The following is a 17446-nucleotide window of genomic DNA, read 5'->3' on the forward strand; positions in this document are numbered from 1 at the left end:
GCCTTCCTTTCAGGCGGCGAGCGCGGCCGGCTGCTCGTGCGGGCGCAGCGCGCGGAACAGGTCGCCATAGAGGCGGTAGACGACGCGGGCCGTGTGCAGCACGGCCTGGCGGTCGCCCTCGTCGTCGAGGCGGTTGACCAGGCCGGCGAACAGCTGGATGTGGTCGAGGTCCAGCGCGCCGTGCGAGCTGAGGTAGCTGAAGGCCTTGCCTGGCAGGCCCAGCGTTTCCTGGATGCGCCCGGCCGCGCGCGAGGCGAGCTGGATGCTGGTGCCTTCGAGCACGTTGACCATGCCGAAGAAGCTCACCGGGTTGTGGCGGGCGATGCGGTCGTACACGTAGCCGACCATGAGCTCGGTGGGCAGCGAGGGCTCGCCGCGGCGCACCGCGTCGGGGTCGCCGCCGCAGGCCGCGATGTCGTTGAGGATCCACTCCTGGTGGCCGTACTCCTCCTCGATGTACTCGGCCACGGCCTGGCGCAGCCATTCCAGGCGATCGGGCAGGCGCGCGCCACAGGCCATGAGCAGCGGCACCGTGTGCTTGACGTGGTGGTAGGCCTGGGTCAGGAAGGCGATGTAGTCGGCCGTCGACACACGGCCTTCCATGGCCTGGCCGATGATGGGCGCGCCCAGCAGGTAGGCCCGTTCGCTGGCGGTCTGCGCCTGCAATTGGTCGAAGAAGTTCATGCGATGTCCTTGGGTCGGGAGGTGGGATCGATCGCGGCCAGGGCCGCGTGGTAATGCGCTCGCAGCGCGTCGCGCCGCAGGCGGCCATTGCTGGTGGCCAGGCCGTTGTCCGCGCTGAAGGCTTGCGCGGCGCGCCGCCAGTGGTGCGCGCGCGCGTAGTCGGGCAGGGTCTGGTTGACGGCGGCCACGGCGGCGGCCAGTTCGCCGTCGCTCACGCCGGCGTGTCGGGGCACCAGCACGGCCAGGTTCTCGGGCAGGGCCTCGCCGTACAGCCAGGCCTGCGCGATCGGCGCCTGCTGGACCAGCTCCGACTCCACCCATTCGGGGTTGACGTTGCGGCCGTAGGCGGTGATGAACTGGTGCTTCTTGCGCCCGCTCAGCAGCAGATGGCCTGCCTCGTCGAAGCGACCGAGGTCGCCGGTGGCCAGCCATTCGCCGGTCTCGGGCGCTTCACCCAGGTAGCCCAGGGCGCGCGCGCCCTGCACGAGCACCTCGCCGTCGTCGGCCAGCCGCACGCGCGCGTGCGGCAGCGGCCGGCCCACGGTGCCGATGCGGTTGTCGTTCGGCGCGTTCAGGCACACCACCGAGGCGCACTCGGACAGGCCGTAGCCTTCGAACACCGGCAGGCGCGCGGCCACCGCGCGGCGCAGCAGCGAAGGCGCCACGTGCGCGCCGCCCACGGCGATGAACCGCAGGCTGGGCGGCGGCGTCCAGCCGTGCTCGACCGCGCCCACCAGGGCCTGCAGCAATTGCGGCAGCAGGATCAGGCTGTGCGGCTGGCTCTCGCCCAGGCGCCTGAGCAGGCGCGGCAGGTCAAGCCCGCTCGCGCCCAGCAGGCCGATCTCGGCCATGGGCCGCAGTTCGGTGCGGGCGCCGCCCAGCAGCGGCGCGTACACGCCGGCCACGTTCTCCAGCAGCGTGGCCAAGGGCAGCACGGCCAGGTGCTGGCGCGCGCCGCTGGCCCCCACCACGTCCCAGAGGCTGGCCGCCACGGCGAGCATGGCCGGCGCGTCGAGGCACACGCCCTTGGGCAGGCCCGTGGTGCCCGAGGTGTAGGTGATCTTCACCGTGCCGGGGAACACCGGCGGCGCGTCGGCCACCGGGCGCTGGCTCAGGCCCGGCGCCACGGGGCGAAAGCCCGCCTCCTGCGACCAGGGGGCCAGCGGACCGATGAGCGTGTCCACCCCCGAGCTGTCGACCACGTGGCGCTGCTGCGCGGGCGAGAAGAAAGCCGGCACGGGCACGCAGACCAGGCCCTCGCTCAGCAGGGCGAGGTCCCAGAGCACCCAGTCGATGCCGTTGTCCAGGCACAGGGCCACGCGGCGCGCGCCGAAGCCGGCGAGCTGGGCACGGCGCCGCTGCACCTGCCGGACCAGCTCGGCGTAGTCCAGGCGCTGCGTGCCATCGCTGAGCGCCGGTCGATCGCCGTGCGCGAGCAGCGTCTGCCAGAAATGTTCGGTGGAAAGCTTGGACGGCATGGCTCACTCCCCGTCCAGCCACCAGCCCGGCGTGCCGGGGTGGCGCGACAGCTGGCGCTGCGCGGGCGGGATCTCGCCGAACACCACCTGGGGCTGCTGGGTGTAATAGCGGCCCCACTGCGGCAAGGCATCGCCCATGCGCGCGGGGTCGGCGGGGGCCAGCACGCGCGGCGCCAGGCCCAGGCGGCGAAAACTGTTCAGCAGGCCGCGCGTGCCGGTGAAGGCGACCCACCGGTAGCCCTGCGTGGCCAGCCAATCGGTCAACGCGACGATGAGCAGGCGGGCGCTGCCCGGGCCCTCGGCCGCGAGGTTGCCCACCTCCACCACCTCGTGTCGCGCCACGGGCTCGCCCGTCTCGGCCGCGATCGCGGCCTCGATCGGCACATCGATGTAGCGCTCCAGGAACAGCGCGCCACCGGCGGCGGGCCGGCAGCCCGCCGCGCCCACGATCGCGTTGTCGGCGTCCATGAGGCCCAGCAGGCCCGGCATGAAGTGCGTGAGCCGCGCCTGGTGTTCCCGCTCGAAGCGGCGCCGGATCAGGTCCAGGCCGCCTTCGCGGGCCGCGCCCACCAGGGGCCGCAGCGACAAGGGCCCGCGTGGCGCGGCGTCCGGCGCGCGGGGCGAGCGGCCTGCGCCAAGGCGCGGGTGGGAGGGAGGGGTTCGGGAGTTCATGCGCCGCATGCTCGGGCGCCCCTCTTAGCCCAACATTAATCCGTGATAACCCTCAGACGCCCGTGCGCACAACTTCATGCCAACGGCGCGAAAGCCCTTCCAACACCTAAGGATGCTCGTTGTAAATAGGGCAAACCATTACAAATGTAATCAGACGGTTATCTTCGCCACGTGGAATAGGCCCGTCGTCCCGCACGGTGCGGGAGGCACGGGTCCTCTCAGGGCCCGAGACCCCCCAACGGAGAAACCATTCCATGAAAAAGAGCCTGATTGCTCTGGCCGCCCTGGCCACCATCAGCGGCGCCGCCATGGCGCAGTCCAGCGTCAGCGTCTACGGCCGCCTCGACGCCTCCCTCGGCTCCGAGAAGGCCGGCGCGTCGGGCGCCGCCCAAAGCCAGTCGCAGCTGTCCAGCGGCCTGCTGAGCACCAGCCGCCTGGGCTTTCGCGGCACCGAAGACCTCGGTGGCGGCCTCAAGGCCATCTTCCAGCTCGAGACCACGCTGGGCGTGGACACCGGCGCCGCCTTCGGCGCCGGTTTCGATCGCCAGTCCATCGTCGGCCTGACGGGTGGCTTCGGCGCGGTCAAGCTCGGCCGCACCGAGACCGCCTTCGACGACATCCGCGACATCAGCGTCGGCAGCGCGCTGTGGGATTCGGAGTTCTCGCCGACCAAGATCGCCTACGTCAACAGCGTGGGTGGCGTCGCCGTGGGCCACGTGGCCGACTACTCCTCGCGCAGCAGCAACCAGATCCGCTATGAGTCGCCGAACTTCGGCGGCTTCACCGGCGGCATCAGCTACGGCCTGGACGAGCAGGCCTCGCCGGTCAAGCGCGACGTGACCGCCTTCAACCTGCGCTACCGCAGCGGCCCCCTGGACGTGGGCCTGGGCTACCAGGAGCAGAACCACGAGGTGTCGGCCACCAAGCGTGAGTACACCACCCTGGCCGGCGCCTACGACTTCGGCGCCGTGCGCGTCTCCGCTGGCTACAACATGGCCGAGCAGGGCACCCTGGAGTCCAACGGCTTCGTGGTCGGCGCCAACATGCCGATGGGTCCCTGGGACTTCTCGGTGGGCTACGCCTACAACAAGTCCGAGAACGCCGGTGTCGACACCGCCAAGTCCAAGGGCCTGGCTTTCGGCGTGACCTACTCGCTGTCCAAGCGCACCCGCGTGTACGCCGCCTACCTCAATGGCGACGCCGAGAACGGCGCCGGCACCGAGGTCGCCGAGCGCCGCCTGTACGCCGCTGGCATCCGTCACGACTTCTGATCGTGACAGCGGGGCCTCGCGGCCCCGCCCCGGGGCCCTCGGGCCCCTTCCTTTCCAAGGTTTGGTTTTGACAGCCATCGCCCCCGCGGGCGGTGGCTTTTTTCATGGGCGCGGCCTCAGTCAGGCCGCCATGCCCGGGTTGCCCTTCATGCCCACCAGCGTCGGGGTGTTGATCTTCACGCCCTTGACCACCTTCCTGGCGCGCAGGTGGCCGGCCACGACGTCCCACACCGGCTCGCCCTTGACGCCCTCCTGCACCGAGGCCCAGCCGGCCACCTTGTAGGTCTTGTCGGCCTCCACGGGCTTGCCCTTGAGCCGCATGTTCTGGATGCGCTGGCCCATGCGCTCGTTCGGCGCGATGGCGTACTGCATGCCGCCCACGCGCACCATGTCGCCGCCCTGCTGGTAGTAGGGGTCGGGGTTGAAGATGTTGTCGGCCACGTCTTCCAGGATGTCCTTGATCTGCGCGCCGGTGAATTCGTTGAGCGTGGTCGAGGGGTAGGTGATGGCCGTCTGGTCCATCAGCGCTTCCATGGTGATGGTGTCACCCGGCAGCAGCGAGGTGCCCCAGCGCACGCCCGGCGAGAAGCACAGGTCCGCGCCCTTCACGTCGATCAGCGCGTCGCAGATGACCTGGTCCCAGGAACCGTTGAAGTTGCCGCGGCGGTAGAGCAGGTCCTCGGTGACGGCCAGTTTCTCTTCCAGCCGGGCCTTGTAGGGCGCGCGCACGCCGTCGATGAAGGCCTGCATGTCGGCGTCGGCCGGCAGCAGGTTGGCGAAGATGGGCATGAGCTTGTACTGGTAGCCCTGAACCTTGCCGCCGCGCACGTCGAAGTCGAGCACGCCGAGGAACTTGGTGTTGGAGCCGGCGTTGGTGACCAGGGTCTGGCCGCCGGGGTTCTTCACCACGGTGGGCGCGGGCATGCCGTCGTGCGTGTGGCCGCCCAGGATGGCGTCGATGCCGCTGACGCGCGAGGCCAGCTTCAGGTCCACGTCCATGCCGTTGTGCGAGAGCAACACCACCACCTGAGCGCCCTTGCCACGCACCTCGTCCACCATCTTCTGCAGGTGGTCCTCCTGGATGCCGAAGGTCCAGTCGGGCACCATGTAGCGCGGGTTGGCGATGGGCGTGTACGGAAAAGCCTGGCCGATGACGGCGACCGGCACGCCGTTCATTTCGCGGATGGTGTAGGGCTTGAACACCAGGTCCTCGAAGTCGGTGGTCTTGATGTTGTGGGCCAGGAATTCCATGTGGCCCTTCAGGTCCTTCTCGACGATCTCCTGCACGCGCTTGGCACCGAAGGTGTGCTCCCAGTGCGAGGTCATGATGTCCACGCCGAGCTTCTTGCAGGCGTCGACCATGTCCTGCGCGTTGGTCCACAGCGAGGTGGCCGAGCCCTGCCAGGTGTCGCCGCCGTCCAGCAGCCAGGCGTGCGGGCGGCCCGAGCGCAGCCGCTTGACCAGCGTGGCCAGGTGCGCGAAGCCCCCCACCTTGCCGTAGGTCTTGGCGGCCTGGGCGAAGTCGAGGTAGCTGAAGGCGTGCGCCTGGGCGGTGCCGGGACGGATCTTGAAGTGCTTGAGCAGGGCCTCGCCCACCAGGTGCGGGGCCTTGCCGGTGGCGCCGCCCACGCCCAGGTTCATGCTGGGCTCGCGGAAATACACCGGCGTGAGCTGCGCGTGGCAGTCGGTGAAGTGCAGGAAGCTGACGTTGCCGAAGCTGGGCACGTCGTACAGGCGCTCGCCGGCGCCGGCGCTGGCGGCGAGGGCGTCGCGGTGGTCGAGCGCCATGCCGGCGGCGCTCGCGGCGGCCAGCAGTTGCATGAATTCACGACGGCTCAGGCTCATGGGGCACTCTCTCTAGAAGCAAATGCTGATATTCAAACGCACAAAAAAGCCCGGCGGCACAGGGGCCGCCGGGCTGCAGGGATCACTTGTTGACGGGCGAGTTCGGGTCGAGCAGCAGCGCCATCACGTGCTTGAGCTGCGTCTCGTTGAGGATGCCCTTGTGGCCGGCGCGCGGCATCTGCGAGCAGGCGTTGTAGGCCCGCGCGTTGTAGAGCTTGCCCCAGGTGTACTCGACGATGGCCTTGGAACCCGCGGCGTTCGGGTCGCTCACGCCGCGCAGCTTGCCGTAGTTGTAGAGGCTGGGGCCCAGGGTGCCGAAGGAGATCTCTTCCTTGCTGATCTGGTGGCAGTTGTAGCAGTTGCCCCCGTTGGCCTGCTTCGCGTCGTCGGTCCAGGTCAGGCCACGGCCGCTCTGGGCGATCTTCTCGCCCTCTTTCCAGTCGCCCAGGAACTTGCCATCGGAAGGCCATTTGATGGTCTTCATGTTGGCCTCCTCGACCGCCTTGGCGAGCTTCTCGTCCAGGGGCTTGCCCGAGAGATCGGCTTGCAGGCAGGTGGCGTTGGCCTGATCCTGCTCCAGGCGATCCAGGGTGGCGATGCCCTTGGCCTGGAAGGAGTTCTTCATCATGTCGGCCGTGGCCTTCTCGACGTCGGCCTGCGAGGGCGGCATCGAGCAGGCGGCGAGCAGCGCGGCCAGCGGCAGGATGGCGAGGATGGTCTTCTTGTTCATCGTGGGTCTCCTCTTCAGCGCTTGATCGCGGGCACGGCGGACTCGGCGCCCTTGGCGTTGACGCCCATGTAGACGCTCAGCGCCAGCGTGGCGTCGCTGCCGAACTTGGGCTCGGGCCAGCGCATCTGGCGGAAGCAGTCGTTCAGGCGCAGCTGCATGCCCCACATCTGCGCGTTGGACACGCGGTAGGCCGGCCAGGCGGCGAAGCCGACGCCGTCGCCCGGGTTCTTGGTGAGGTTGGGCAGGTCCTGCAGGCGGATGCGCTTGTCGTCCGCACCGTGGCAGGAAGCGCAGGAGAAGTCGTGCGTGCCGCCGCGCGTGAAGAACAGGCGCTTGCCCGTCTCGTACATCATCTTTTCCTGCGGATGCGACTGCGGCAGATCCATCTTCATGCCCTTGGACGCGGTGGCCACATAGGTGGCGATCGCCGTCACGTTGGCCATTTCCCCGCGGCGAAACGGCGTCTTGCGAACCTCGTCGCCGTTGAAGCCCTGCAGGGTTTCCATGCAGGTGATGATGCGGCCCTCCAGGTCTTCCACCCGGTTGGTGTCCTTGAAGTAGCGCGGCAGTTCCACGAAGGCGCCCTTGATCACGCCCGGGCCCTTGCCCAGGTCGCACTGCTCCAGCGAGGCCTTCTTCGGCCCACGCTTTTGTTTCCAGAGCTCTTCGCCCTTCATTTCGAACAGTTCGGCGGGGTTACCGTCCTGCAGCATCTCGCGGTACTTGGCGATGCCGTCGGCCGTGGACGATTGCGCGTGCGCGGCAGCGGCGCCAAGCACCAGCGCCGCAAAGGCGATGGCGCGGGAAACAGGTCGCTTCATGGGGAGATCTCCTCTTCTCAGGCGTTGTCGGAAAACCGGCGGCCACCCGCCCCGCCCTGGACGGATGGCCGCGTGGGGGGTACTCAGGCGATCGCCGCTTCGTCGGTGCGCGAGTCGCCCTTGTTGTCGCTCCACTTCACGACGATCTTGTCGCCCTTGGCACCGCCCTTGAACTTGAAGGACAGGAAGGGGTTCTGGGCCACGGCACCGGTGAACTGCGCCTGCAGCACGGTCTTGCCGTTGTGGGTGCAGTCGACGCTCGTGATGAAGTGACCGGGGATGAGGTTGCCGGACGCGTCGCGGCGCGTGCCAGGCTCCATGATGTGCGACATGAGCACGCGGACGGTGGTTTCGCCGTCGGCAACGGCGGCGCGGATGCGCATCGGATCAGCCATGGGGGACTCCTGTGTACGTTGAATCTCGGAAGGGGTGCGCGGCGATCAGCCGCCGCAGCCGCCCAGCGTGACCTTGGTTTCTTTGGTGGCCGAGTAGAGCTTGCCGTCGGCCTTGACCACGGCGATCACGTTGGAGCTCTGGCCCATCTTCAGGCGCGTGGAGATCTCGGGCAGCGTGCCGGCCGGGATGGTGAAGGCCGCAGCCAGGGGCATCGGGTTCTTCTCGACGATGAGGAAGATCTCGGTGGTATTGGGCAGCTTGCTCGCGGCGCCGATGGGCACCACGGCGCCGTTCTCGGCGATGTCCGGGGCCACCACGCTCACCTGGTCGCTGTTGGCCGGCGTGCCGCCGACGGCCTTGAGGGCGTCGGCCAGGGTCTTGCCCTCGAAGCTGGCGCGCTCCAGCGCGGCCTGCGCCTGGCTCTGGGTGACGATGCCCAGAGAGACCAGGGTGGCGAAGGCACCGGTGGTCTTGAGAGCGTCTCGACGGGTCTGGTTCATGGTTGAACTCCTGTACAAATTCGGGGCGTGAGGGGGTGGGAGTTTACTTATCGGGGGCACCGGCCAGCACCCAGGCGGCCAATAGCCTCAATTCGTCGTCTTTGAGACCGGGCTGGGGCGGCATGGGCACCGGGCCATACAGGCCCGAGCCGCCCGACTTGATGCGCGCGGCCACCTTCTCGGGCGCATCGGCCTGGCCCTTGTGCTTGGCGGCCACATCCTTGAAGGCCGGGCCGACCAGCTTGCGGTCGACCGCGTGGCAGGCCATGCAGGCGCTCTTGGTCGCCAGGGCCTTGGCGGCCGCCGCGTCCATCGCGTGCGCCGGCAGCGCCGACACGGCCGCGACCGCGGTCGCGGCGGCAATCAACATCTTCATGCTCATAGACTAATGTTTCCTCGTGGGAACGGACAGGGGGAAAACGCGTAGGGCGCGGGCCCGGTTCAGCGCGGACCCGCGGCGATCCAGCGCGCGATCGCCTGGGCCTCGGCGTCCTTGAGCTGGGGCTGGGGCGGCATGGGGACGGCGCCGAACACGCCGCTGCCCCCGGCCTTGATCTTGGCGGCCAGGTAGGCCTCCAGATCGGCCTTGCCCTTGTGCTTGGCCAGGATGTCGGTGAAGCCGGGCCCCACGATCTTGTTGCTCACGCCGTGGCAGGCCGTGCAGCCGTTGCTGCTCAGCAGCGCCTTGACGTCCACGCCGCCGGACGCGGCGGGCGCGGCGGCCACCACCACCGGCGCGGGCGGCGGCGCGCTGCCCACGGGAGCGGTCGGCGCCGGCTTGGTGGTGTCGGCGCCGCGCACCGGGCCCACCACGCGGTTCTGCTCCTGGATGTTGCCGTGCGCGTCGCGCGCGAAGTCGGGCAGCGCCGAGCGCACCTTGGCCTCGGTCGGGCAGTCCTTCATGCAGGCCACGTTCTTCACGTCGCCCTTGCCGGAGACCTTCCACAGCGGCTCGTAGAACACCAGTCCGTTGCGGTTGGGCAGGCGCTTCTGCACGTCGGCGATGTTCTCGTCCGACAGCGTGTAGTCGGCCGGCACCACATCGGCCAGGCTCAGCATGTAGGCCAGCACGCCGTAGACCTCGTCGGTCTTGAGCGACTTGGGCGCGTTCCAGGGCATGGCGCGGTTGATGTAGTCCCACAGCGTGGACACCGTGGACGCCTTCATCATCGTGGTGCGCTGCGGGAAGACGCTGCCCAGCTCGAGGTTCTTCACCCGGCCGCGCTCGATGTCGGCCTTGGTGGTGCCGCCGACGAGGGGCGTGAACACCTCGTTCGACTCGCCGAACACGCCGTGGCAGGACGCGCACTTCGCCTCCCACACCTGCTCGCCCAGCGAGACGCTGCCCGCGCCCTTGGGCAGGCCTTTGAAATCGGGCCGCACATCGATGTCCCAGGCCTTGATCTCGGCCGGGGTGGCCTCGCGGCCGAGCCCGTGCCAGGGCTGCGCTTGGGCCTGGGCCAAGGCCGGGACCGTCACAAATGCCAGAAGCGCGAACAACCCAGAAACACCGCGGAACCGGCTTGGCCGGGCCGCAGGTGTGGCCCCCTTGAGGGGGTCGCGCGCCGCGCGGCGGGGGTGGCTCATATTCATATCAATACACCTGTACGTTCGACACTTCGCCGTTCTCCGCCACCCGCCACGACTGGATCGCGTTCTGGTGGTAGATCGAGCGCGAGCCGCGCACCGCCCGCAGCTGGTTGATCTTCGGTTGCACGTAGCCGGTGCTGTCGATGGCCCGGCTTTGCAGCACGGCGGGCTGGCCGTCCCAGACCCAGTCGATGTTGAAGCGCGTGAGCGCCTTGTCCAGCACCGGGCCTTCCAGGCGCGCGGTGCGCCAGTTGCGCCCGCCGTCCACGCTCACGTCCACCCGCTTGATCGAGCCGCGGCCCGACCAGGCCAGGCCGCTGACGTTGTAGTAGCCCTTGTCGAGCAGCATCTGCCCGCCCGAGGGCGTGGTGATCACGCTCTTGCACTCCTGGATGCCGGTGTACTGGCGGTGCGTGCCGTCCGGCATCAGGTCGATGTAGTGGATGGTCTCGTCCTTGGTGGCCCACTTTTGGTCGCCCACCTCCAAACGGCGCAGGTACTTCACCCAGCTCACGCCCTGGATGCCCGGCACCACCAGCCGCAGCGGGTAGCCGTTCTCGGGGCGCAGCATCTCGCCATTCATGGCCCAGGCGACGATGCAGTCCTCCATGGCGCGCTCCATGTCGATGGTGCGCGTCATCGACGAGCCGTCGGCGCCCTCGGCCAGCACGTATTTGCCGAGCTTCTTGTCCACGCCGCACATCTCCAGCAGGGTGGACAGGCGCACGCCGGTGAATTCCGAGCAGCTCACCATGCCGTGCGTGTACTGCACGGACGGCAGGGCGACGTTGCCCCACTCGGGCGCCGAGTTCGCGCCGCATTCGATGAAGTGGATGCGCGAGACGCTGGGCAGGCGCATCAGGTCGTCCATGGTGAAGACGCGCGAGCGCTTGACCAGGCCGTGCACCATGAGGCGGTGCTGGCTGGGGTCGATGTCCCACCAGCCCTGGTGGTGGCGCTCGAAATGCAGGCCGCTGGGCGTGATGATCCCGAACAGGCCCTGCAGCGGCGTGAAGCTCACCGAGGCCTGCGGCACGCGCGTGAGGCCCGGGCTCTGGCGGCGCTGCAGGTTGGCTTCCCACTTGCTGGGCTGGCCATAGGGGTTGTCCGCCACCGGCCGGCCCAGGCCGCGGGTGTGCTCGGGCATTTTCAGGATGGCGGGGTCGCCCTCGCCTTCGCTCGCGCGCGCGCGCGGGGCGTGGCCCACGGCCACGGCGCCCGCGCCCATGGCCAGCGCCTTGCCCATGAAGCTGCGGCGCGCCTTGCGCGCGGCGTCGAGCTGGTTGGCGTCGAGGTGGTTTTCAGGGGCGGGCAGCACCCGTCCGATGGTGTGTTGCAGTGCGTCCGACACGATGCGTCCGTTCAGGGAGAGATCTCAGGGCCGCGACTATATCGTTAATTGCTGATATTTGGATGCGAGTAAACCCTTGATGCAATTCCCGACCGGCTGGTCTTCAATGTCCCTGTGCGTCCCGCGCATACCGGTACCTGTTTTTCGAGGGAGGCCCGCTGCTACAGTTTTGGGTGCGCTTCCATCCCAACCCGCAATCGGAGACGACGATGCAAAGAACAACAAAATGGCTGGCCGCGGCGACGCTGCTCGCCGCGGCCGCCGGGGCCCACGCCCAGGTCAACCAGATCAAGGTGTGGGCGGCGGCCTGCGCCAACTGCCATGGCACCGACGGCCGGGCCGAACCCGGCATGATCGCCCTGGCCGGCCGGGACAAGAACGAGCTGCTGCAACAGCTGATGGCCTTCAAGAACGGCCAGCGGCCCGCGACCATCATGCACCAGCTGTCCAAGGGCTACAGCGACGAGCAGCTGGCCCAGATCGCCGCGTACTTCGCGGCCCAGAAGAAGTGAGGAGCCCCGCCATGAAACGTCGTCAATTCGTACAGACATTGGGCGCCGGCTCGGCGGTGGCCGGCCTGGGCCTGCTGGCGGGATGCGCCACCGGCGGCGGTGCCGGCCCCAAGGTGGTGGTGGTGGGCGGCGGCTACGGCGGCGCCACGGCCGCCAAGTACCTGCGCCTGTTCTCCGAAGGCCGCGTCGATGTCACGCTGGTGGAGCCCAACGCCAACTTCGTGTCCTGCCCGCTGAGCAATCTGGTGGTGGGCGGCCACAAGACCCTGGCCGACATCACCGTGTCCTACGACCAGCTGCAGCGCAAGCACGGCGTGAAGCTGGTGCGCGACACGGTCGAGAGCATCGACGCCGACAAGCGCACCGTGAAGCTGGCCAGCGGCGCCACCCTGCCCTACGACCGCCTGATCCTCTCGCCCGGGGTGGACTTCATGCCCACCATCCCCGGCCTGGCCAAGCCCGGCGCGGCCGACAAGATCCTGCACGCCTGGAAGGCCGGCCCGCAAACGGCCGCGCTGCACGACCAGCTCAAGGCCCTGCCGGACGGCGGCACCTACGCGCTGTCGATCCCGCTGGCACCCTACCGCTGCCCCCCCGGCCCCTACGAGCGCGCCTGCATGGTGGCGAGCTACTTCAAGGTGGCCAAGCCCAAGAGCAAGGTCATCATCTTCGACGCCAACGACGACATCACCTCCAAGAAGGGCCTGTTCCTCAAGGCCTGGGACGAGCACTACAAGGGCCTCATCGAGTACCGCCCCAAGCACAAGGTGGTCGACGTGGACGCCGCCACCAACACCCTGAAGTTCGAGTTCAACGACGACTTCAAGGCCGGCGTGGCCAACGTGCTGCCCGACATGCGCGCCGGCGCCATCGCCGTCAAGAGCGGCCTGGCCACGGCCAACGCGCGCTGGTGCGAGGTGGACTTCCTCACCTTCGAATCGAAGGCGGCCAAGAACATCCACGTGCTGGGCGACGCGATCCAGATCGCGCCGGCCATGCCCAAGTCGGGCCACATGGCCAACCAGCACGGCAAGACCTGCGCGGCCGCGGTGGTCTCGCTGCTGATGGGCCAGCAACCGCCGCAGAACCCGCTGTACGCCAACACCTGCTACAGCTTCGTCACCGCCAAGGACGTGGTGCACGTGGCCAGCGTGCACCGCTACGACGCCGCGCAGAAGACCATGCTGACGGTGCCGGGCTCGGGTGGCCTGTCCAGCGCGGCGAGCGAGATCGAAGGCGCCTACGCCCTCGGCTGGGCGCGCAACATCTGGGCCGACATGCTGGCCTGATCCGCCGGCCGCCCCCAGGAACCAACCCCGCTTCGGCGGGGTTTGTCCTTTCTGGCGGCGCGGGCTTGACCCTGTACCCGCTACAGGGCTTTCAATCGGTGGACCGGAGAGAAACCACGATGTCCACCACCCGCCACGAACACGCGCACGACCACCACGGCCACGATCACGGCCACGGTCGGCACGACCACAACGAGCGCCACGACCACGGTCAGGCGCAGGCCTGCTGCGACGGCGGCGCCTGCGCCGCGCCGGTGTCGCTCACCCGCCCCGCGCGCGCCGCCGCGCCCGGCGAGCTGCTGCTGCGCATTCCCGCCATGGACTGCCCGACCGAAGAAGGCGAGATCCGCCGCGCGCTGGAGCGCTTCGGCGAGGTCCGCCGCCTGCGCTTCGACCTGCCCGGCCGCACCCTGGGCATCGAGGCGCCCGAGGCGTCCTGGGAACCGCTGGACGCGGCCATCCGTTCGGCCGGCTTCCAGACCGAACGGGTCGCCGCGCCGCCCTCGGCGCAGGCCACCGCGCAATCGCAGCAGCGCGAGCTGTGGCGGCTGGTCGCCGCCCTGGTGGTAGCCCTGCTGTCCGAACTCATCGAATTCTTCGCCCCCGGCACCCTGCCCTGGGACGCGCTGGGCATGGGCGTCGCGGCGGGCGCCATCGCGCTGGCCGGCACCTCGGTCTACCGCAAGGGCTGGTCCTCGCTGCGGCGCGGCCAGCTCAACATCAACGCGCTGATGGCGGTGGCCGTCACCGGCGCCTTCCTGATCGGCCAATGGCCCGAGGCGGCCATGGTGATGGCGCTGTACTCGCTGGCCGAGCTGATCGAAGCGCGCTCGGTGGAGCGCGCGCGCAACGCCATCGCCGGCCTGCTGGCGCTGTCGCCGCCCCAGGCGGAGGTGCGCCAGGCCGACGGCCAGTGGGCCCTGGTGGACGCGAAAGCGGTGGCCGTGGGCGCCACCGTGCGCATCAAGCCCGGTGAACGTTTCGCGCTCGACGGCCGGGTCAGCGCCGGCCACAGCGCGGCCGACCAGTCGCCCATCACCGGCGAGAGCATCCCCGTGGACAAGGGCCCGGGCGACGAGGTCTTCGCCGGCACCATCAACCAGCACGGCGCGCTGGAGTTCGAGGTGAGCAAGCCCGCGGGCGACACCGTGCTGGCGCGCATCATCGACGCCGTCGAGCAGGCCCAGTCCAAGCGCGCGCCCACGCAGCGCTTCGTCGACCGCTTCGCGTCCGTCTACACGCCGGCGGTGTTCGCCATCGCGCTCGCCGTGGCGCTGACCGGTCCGCTGCTGTTCGGCTGGCCCTGGCTGACCGCCGTCTACAAGGCGCTGGTGCTGCTGGTCATCGCCTGCCCCTGCGCGCTGGTGATCTCCACCCCGGTGACGGTGGTGAGCGGCCTGGCGGCGGCGGCGCGCCGCGGCATCCTCATCAAGGGCGGCGTGTACCTGGAGGAGGCGCGCCGCCTGCGCGTGCTGGCCGTGGACAAGACCGGCACCATCACCGAAGGCAAGCCGCGCCTGGTGGCGCAGGCCCTGCTGCCCGGCGCGCTGGCGCCCGAGCGGGTGCTGACCATCGCGCGCAGCCTGGCGGCGCGCTCGGACCACCCGGTGTCCAAGGCCATCGCGGCCGGCCTCGACGGCCCCGCCGCGCCCGTCGACGGCTTCGCCGCCGAGCCCGGCCGCGGCGTGCGCGGCCAGGTCGAGGGCCAGGCCTACGCGCTGGGCAACCACCGCTGGATGGAAGAGCGCCGGCAGTGCTCGCCCGAGCTGGAGGCGCTGATGCGCGAGCACGAGGCCCAGGGCCGCACCGTTACCCTGCTCGCGGGCGCCCAGGGCGTGCTGGCGCTGTTCGCGGTGGCCGACACCACCAAGGCCAGCAGCCGCGAGGCCATCCAGGCGCTGAACGCGCTGGGCATCGGCACGGTCATGCTCACCGGCGACAACCCGGCCACGGCCCAGGCCATCGCGGCCCAGGTGGGCATTCGCGAGGTGCGCGCCAACCTGCTGCCGCAGGACAAGCTGGAGGCCATCGAGGCCCTGCGCGCCCAGGGCGCCGTGGGCATGGTGGGCGATGGCATCAACGACGGCCCCGCGCTGAGCGCCGCCACCATCGGCTTCGGCATGGGCGGCGCGGGCAGCGACACCGCCATGGAGGCCGCCGACGTCATCGTCATGAACGACGACCTGCGCAAGCTGCCGGAGACGGTGCGCCTGTCCCGGCGCACGCACACGGTGCTGTGGCAGAACATCGCGCTGGCGCTGGGCATCAAGTTCGTCTTCCTGCTGCTCGCGCTGTTCGACGACGCCACCATGTGGATGGCGGTGTTCGCCGACATGGGCGCCAGCCTGCTGGTGGTGTTCAACGGCCTGCGGCTGCTGCGGGCCAAGGCTCAGTAGCCGAAAAACACGGCGCTGGAGGTGTCGACGTGGTGGCCGCTCAGCAGCAGCTCACTGCCGTCCCGCGTCATCGCGGTGGCCAGGCCGAGCCACTGGTTGCTCAAGGGCGTGGGCGCCTTCAGCCGCGCCTTGAGCACCAGGGGCTGGCTGGCGTCGGGGTTCGCCACGAAGCAGTACGCCGCACCGGCGTCGACCGGCGATTCGAGCCCTTGCGCGTCGTCCAGCGCGACCTCCGCCGCCCGCTGCAGGCCCTTGTGCCGGGCGCCGTCCTCGCTGGCCCCCACGAGCAACTGCGGCCCGTTGGCGCTCACCAGGGACACGCTGATGCCGAAGCGGTCGTTCGCGCGCGGCGTGTGCGCCAGCAGGACCGAGTGCTCGCTCCAGACCGCGCCCTGGCGCCGGTACACGATCACCTGACCCGCGGCTGAACGGATCGGGCCGCCGTCCTGCGGGTCGTAGCCCTTCTCGGCGTAACCCACCGCCAGCCAGTCGCCGCCCGCGCCCATGGACACGGCGCCACCGAAGCCTCGGTAGGCGGGCGATGAAGGAGCGGGGTTGGGCGTCACCGGCGAGGACCGGTTGGCCTGCGGCGCAAAACCCGCGGCCAGCGGGGCCGGCTTGGCCGCGCCGGACCAGAGCCAGGCCAAGTCGTAGATCAGCACGCCGCCGGCCAGTTGCCCGTTGAAGGACGCGCGCGGCGCGCCCACGGCGATCCACTGGGCCGACGGGTCCGTCGCGAGGGCCGCACCGAAGAACACGCCGGTCGATCCCGGCTGCACCGGCGGCTTCACATAGGCCTTGAAGCTGTAGAGATCGCCGCTGGCCGCGTACGCGTACACCGCGCCGCGGTCTTCGGCGCTGCGGTCGTTCAGGGCGTCCGCCTCGGCCGTGCCGTAGCGGTAGGCGTCGCCGTCCGCGCCGCCGTCCTCGTTGGGCGCGCCGACGATCAACTGCCCCTCGTTGCCGATGGCGACCGCAGTGCCGAAGGCGTCCTTCGCCCCGGCGTTGGGGGCCTTGATGCGCGCCACCAGGTTCCAGCCACCGCCGCTGGCGTGGCGGTACACCTGCACCGCGCCCGAATCGTTCACCGGCGCGGTGCCCACGGGCGGGTTGGGGTTGACGCCATCCAGGGCGCTCGGCGCGTCGTCGCCCGGTACGCCCACCGCGAGCCAGTGCCCATTGGCCGACAAGGCCACGCTGGCGCCGAAATGGTCGAGCGCTGCGCCGTTCGCCCGCGCCAGCGTGAGCGGCAGCGGCGACCAGGCGGCGCTGTCCACCGCGCGCTCGTACAGCAGCACCATGCCGCGCTCACCGTTGGCGCCCGGCAGGCCCACCGCCAGCACCTGGGTATTGCCGCGCTGGCCGCTGGCCATGGCGCGCGCCACCTGGGTGCCGTCGTCGACGTCGGCGGTCGCCGAGACGACGGCGCTGGCGAGGTCCCCACTCACCACGGCGGTGCCCCGGCCCAGGTCGCAGCCGCTGGCACCGCAGGCGGTGACGCGGTACCGGTGGTTCACCGCCTCCACCAGGCTCAGGTTGGTGAAGGTGATCGATGGCCCCTGCGACTGCGCCACTTCGGCGAAGCGGTCGGTGCCGTCGAGCGCATCGGCGTCGCGCTCGATGCGGTAGCTGGAGGCGCCGGCGACGGCGGGCCAGTCGAGCTTCAGGCCGCGTTGTGGCACGGCGGTGATGCTGAGGTTGAAGGCGGTGGAGCCGCCGGTGCCCGGATCGGGAATCGCCCCCGTGCCCGAGCCCGGGGGCGGCGACGCCGGTGGCGAGCCCGAGGGGGGCGGCGGCGCGGGCGGTGGCGGCGGCGTCGGGGCGCCCGGAGCGGGGCTCGGGCTCGGGCTGGGGCTCGGCGTGGCCGACGAACCGCCGCCCGATCCGTCGCGGTGGTTGGGGTCGTCCACC

The 17446-nt window shown here is 70.0% G+C and carries 16 protein-coding genes; 4 read left to right on the forward strand and 12 right to left on the reverse strand.

From position 1 onward, the window contains the following. Positions 1-9: 9 nt before the first annotated feature. Genes BHU06_RS09530 through BHU06_RS09540 form a run of 3 tightly spaced genes read right to left on the reverse strand, consistent with a single transcriptional unit; the run spans position 10 to position 2834 of the window. Positions 10-684: a TenA family transcriptional regulator gene (locus BHU06_RS09530; RefSeq protein WP_070398938.1), complete on the reverse strand. Its 675-nt coding sequence runs from the start codon at positions 682-684 to the stop codon at positions 10-12. Then, the gene (locus BHU06_RS09535; protein ID WP_070398939.1) at positions 681-2162 is read right to left on the reverse strand and encodes an AMP-binding protein; all 1482 of its coding nucleotides are present in this window, start codon (positions 2160-2162) and stop codon (positions 681-683) included. Before BHU06_RS09535 ends, BHU06_RS09530 begins: the two co-directional genes overlap by 4 nt. A 3-nt stretch (positions 2163-2165) precedes the next feature. Beyond that, positions 2166-2834 (reverse strand): thermostable hemolysin, encoded by a 669-nt coding sequence (locus tag BHU06_RS09540; protein ID WP_175442829.1) that lies wholly within the window; start codon positions 2832-2834, stop codon positions 2166-2168. A 254-nt stretch (positions 2835-3088) separates the two neighbouring features. Here BHU06_RS09540 and BHU06_RS09545 point away from each other — a divergent pair, with 254 nt between their 5' ends. After that, the gene (locus tag BHU06_RS09545) at positions 3089-4105 is read left to right on the forward strand and encodes a porin (RefSeq protein WP_070398941.1); all 1017 of its coding nucleotides are present in this window, start codon (positions 3089-3091) and stop codon (positions 4103-4105) included. A gap of 120 nt (positions 4106-4225) precedes the next feature. Here BHU06_RS09545 and soxB read toward each other — a convergent pair whose 3' ends face one another. The 8 genes from soxB to soxC all read right to left on the reverse strand — a co-directional run bounded on the left by soxB (position 4226) and on the right by soxC (position 11338). Beyond that, entirely contained in the window at positions 4226-5950 is a 1725-nt protein-coding gene (soxB, locus tag BHU06_RS09550) for a thiosulfohydrolase SoxB (protein WP_070398942.1), read from the reverse strand. Between the two features lie 82 nt (positions 5951-6032). Continuing rightward, entirely contained in the window at positions 6033-6680 is a 648-nt protein-coding gene (soxX, locus tag BHU06_RS09555) for a sulfur oxidation c-type cytochrome SoxX (protein ID WP_070398943.1), read from the reverse strand. Positions 6681-6694: 14 nt separating this feature from the next. Continuing rightward, positions 6695-7501: a sulfur oxidation c-type cytochrome SoxA gene (gene soxA, locus BHU06_RS09560; RefSeq protein WP_070398944.1), complete on the reverse strand. Its 807-nt coding sequence runs from the start codon at positions 7499-7501 to the stop codon at positions 6695-6697. A gap of 83 nt (positions 7502-7584) precedes the next feature. Beyond that, positions 7585-7896 (reverse strand): thiosulfate oxidation carrier complex protein SoxZ, encoded by a 312-nt coding sequence (soxZ, locus tag BHU06_RS09565; RefSeq protein WP_083293140.1) that lies wholly within the window; start codon positions 7894-7896, stop codon positions 7585-7587. A gap of 45 nt (positions 7897-7941) precedes the next feature. After that, complete coding sequence (gene soxY / locus BHU06_RS09570) at positions 7942-8397, reverse strand: thiosulfate oxidation carrier protein SoxY (protein WP_070398946.1); 456 nt, start codon at positions 8395-8397, stop codon at positions 7942-7944. A 43-nt stretch (positions 8398-8440) separates the two neighbouring features. Next, complete coding sequence (locus BHU06_RS09575; protein WP_070399214.1) at positions 8441-8773, reverse strand: c-type cytochrome; 333 nt, start codon at positions 8771-8773, stop codon at positions 8441-8443. Positions 8774-8838: 65 nt separating this feature from the next. Beyond that, positions 8839-9861 (reverse strand): c-type cytochrome, encoded by a 1023-nt coding sequence (locus BHU06_RS09580; RefSeq protein ID WP_254668143.1) that lies wholly within the window; start codon positions 9859-9861, stop codon positions 8839-8841. Positions 9862-9991: 130 nt separating this feature from the next. Next, the gene (soxC, locus tag BHU06_RS09585) at positions 9992-11338 is read right to left on the reverse strand and encodes a sulfite dehydrogenase (protein WP_070398948.1); all 1347 of its coding nucleotides are present in this window, start codon (positions 11336-11338) and stop codon (positions 9992-9994) included. Between the two features lie 209 nt (positions 11339-11547). Between soxC and BHU06_RS09590 the strand changes: the two genes are divergently transcribed. The 3 genes from BHU06_RS09590 (at position 11548) to BHU06_RS09600 (ending at position 15535) form a co-directional block, all read left to right on the forward strand. After that, a complete protein-coding gene (locus BHU06_RS09590) occupies positions 11548-11850 on the forward strand; it encodes a c-type cytochrome (protein WP_070398949.1) in 303 nt (100 codons plus the stop codon). 11 nt (positions 11851-11861) lie between these two features. Then, positions 11862-13139 carry an NAD(P)/FAD-dependent oxidoreductase gene (locus BHU06_RS09595; RefSeq protein ID WP_070398950.1) on the forward strand — a complete coding sequence of 426 codons (1278 nt, stop codon included), beginning with the start codon at positions 11862-11864 and terminating at the stop codon, positions 13137-13139. A 119-nt stretch (positions 13140-13258) separates the two neighbouring features. After that, the gene (locus tag BHU06_RS09600) at positions 13259-15535 is read left to right on the forward strand and encodes a cation-translocating P-type ATPase (RefSeq protein ID WP_083293141.1); all 2277 of its coding nucleotides are present in this window, start codon (positions 13259-13261) and stop codon (positions 15533-15535) included. Here BHU06_RS09600 and BHU06_RS09605 read toward each other — a convergent pair. Next, the gene (locus tag BHU06_RS09605) at positions 15529-17445 is read right to left on the reverse strand and encodes a hypothetical protein (RefSeq protein ID WP_070398951.1); all 1917 of its coding nucleotides are present in this window, start codon (positions 17443-17445) and stop codon (positions 15529-15531) included. The two genes, BHU06_RS09600 and BHU06_RS09605, sit on opposite strands and share 7 nt — an antisense overlap. Position 17446 lies beyond the last annotated feature (1 nt).

The organism is Hydrogenophaga sp. PML113 (assembly GCF_001777155.1).
Classification (GTDB): domain Bacteria; phylum Pseudomonadota; class Gammaproteobacteria; order Burkholderiales; family Burkholderiaceae_C; genus Hydrogenophaga; species Hydrogenophaga borbori.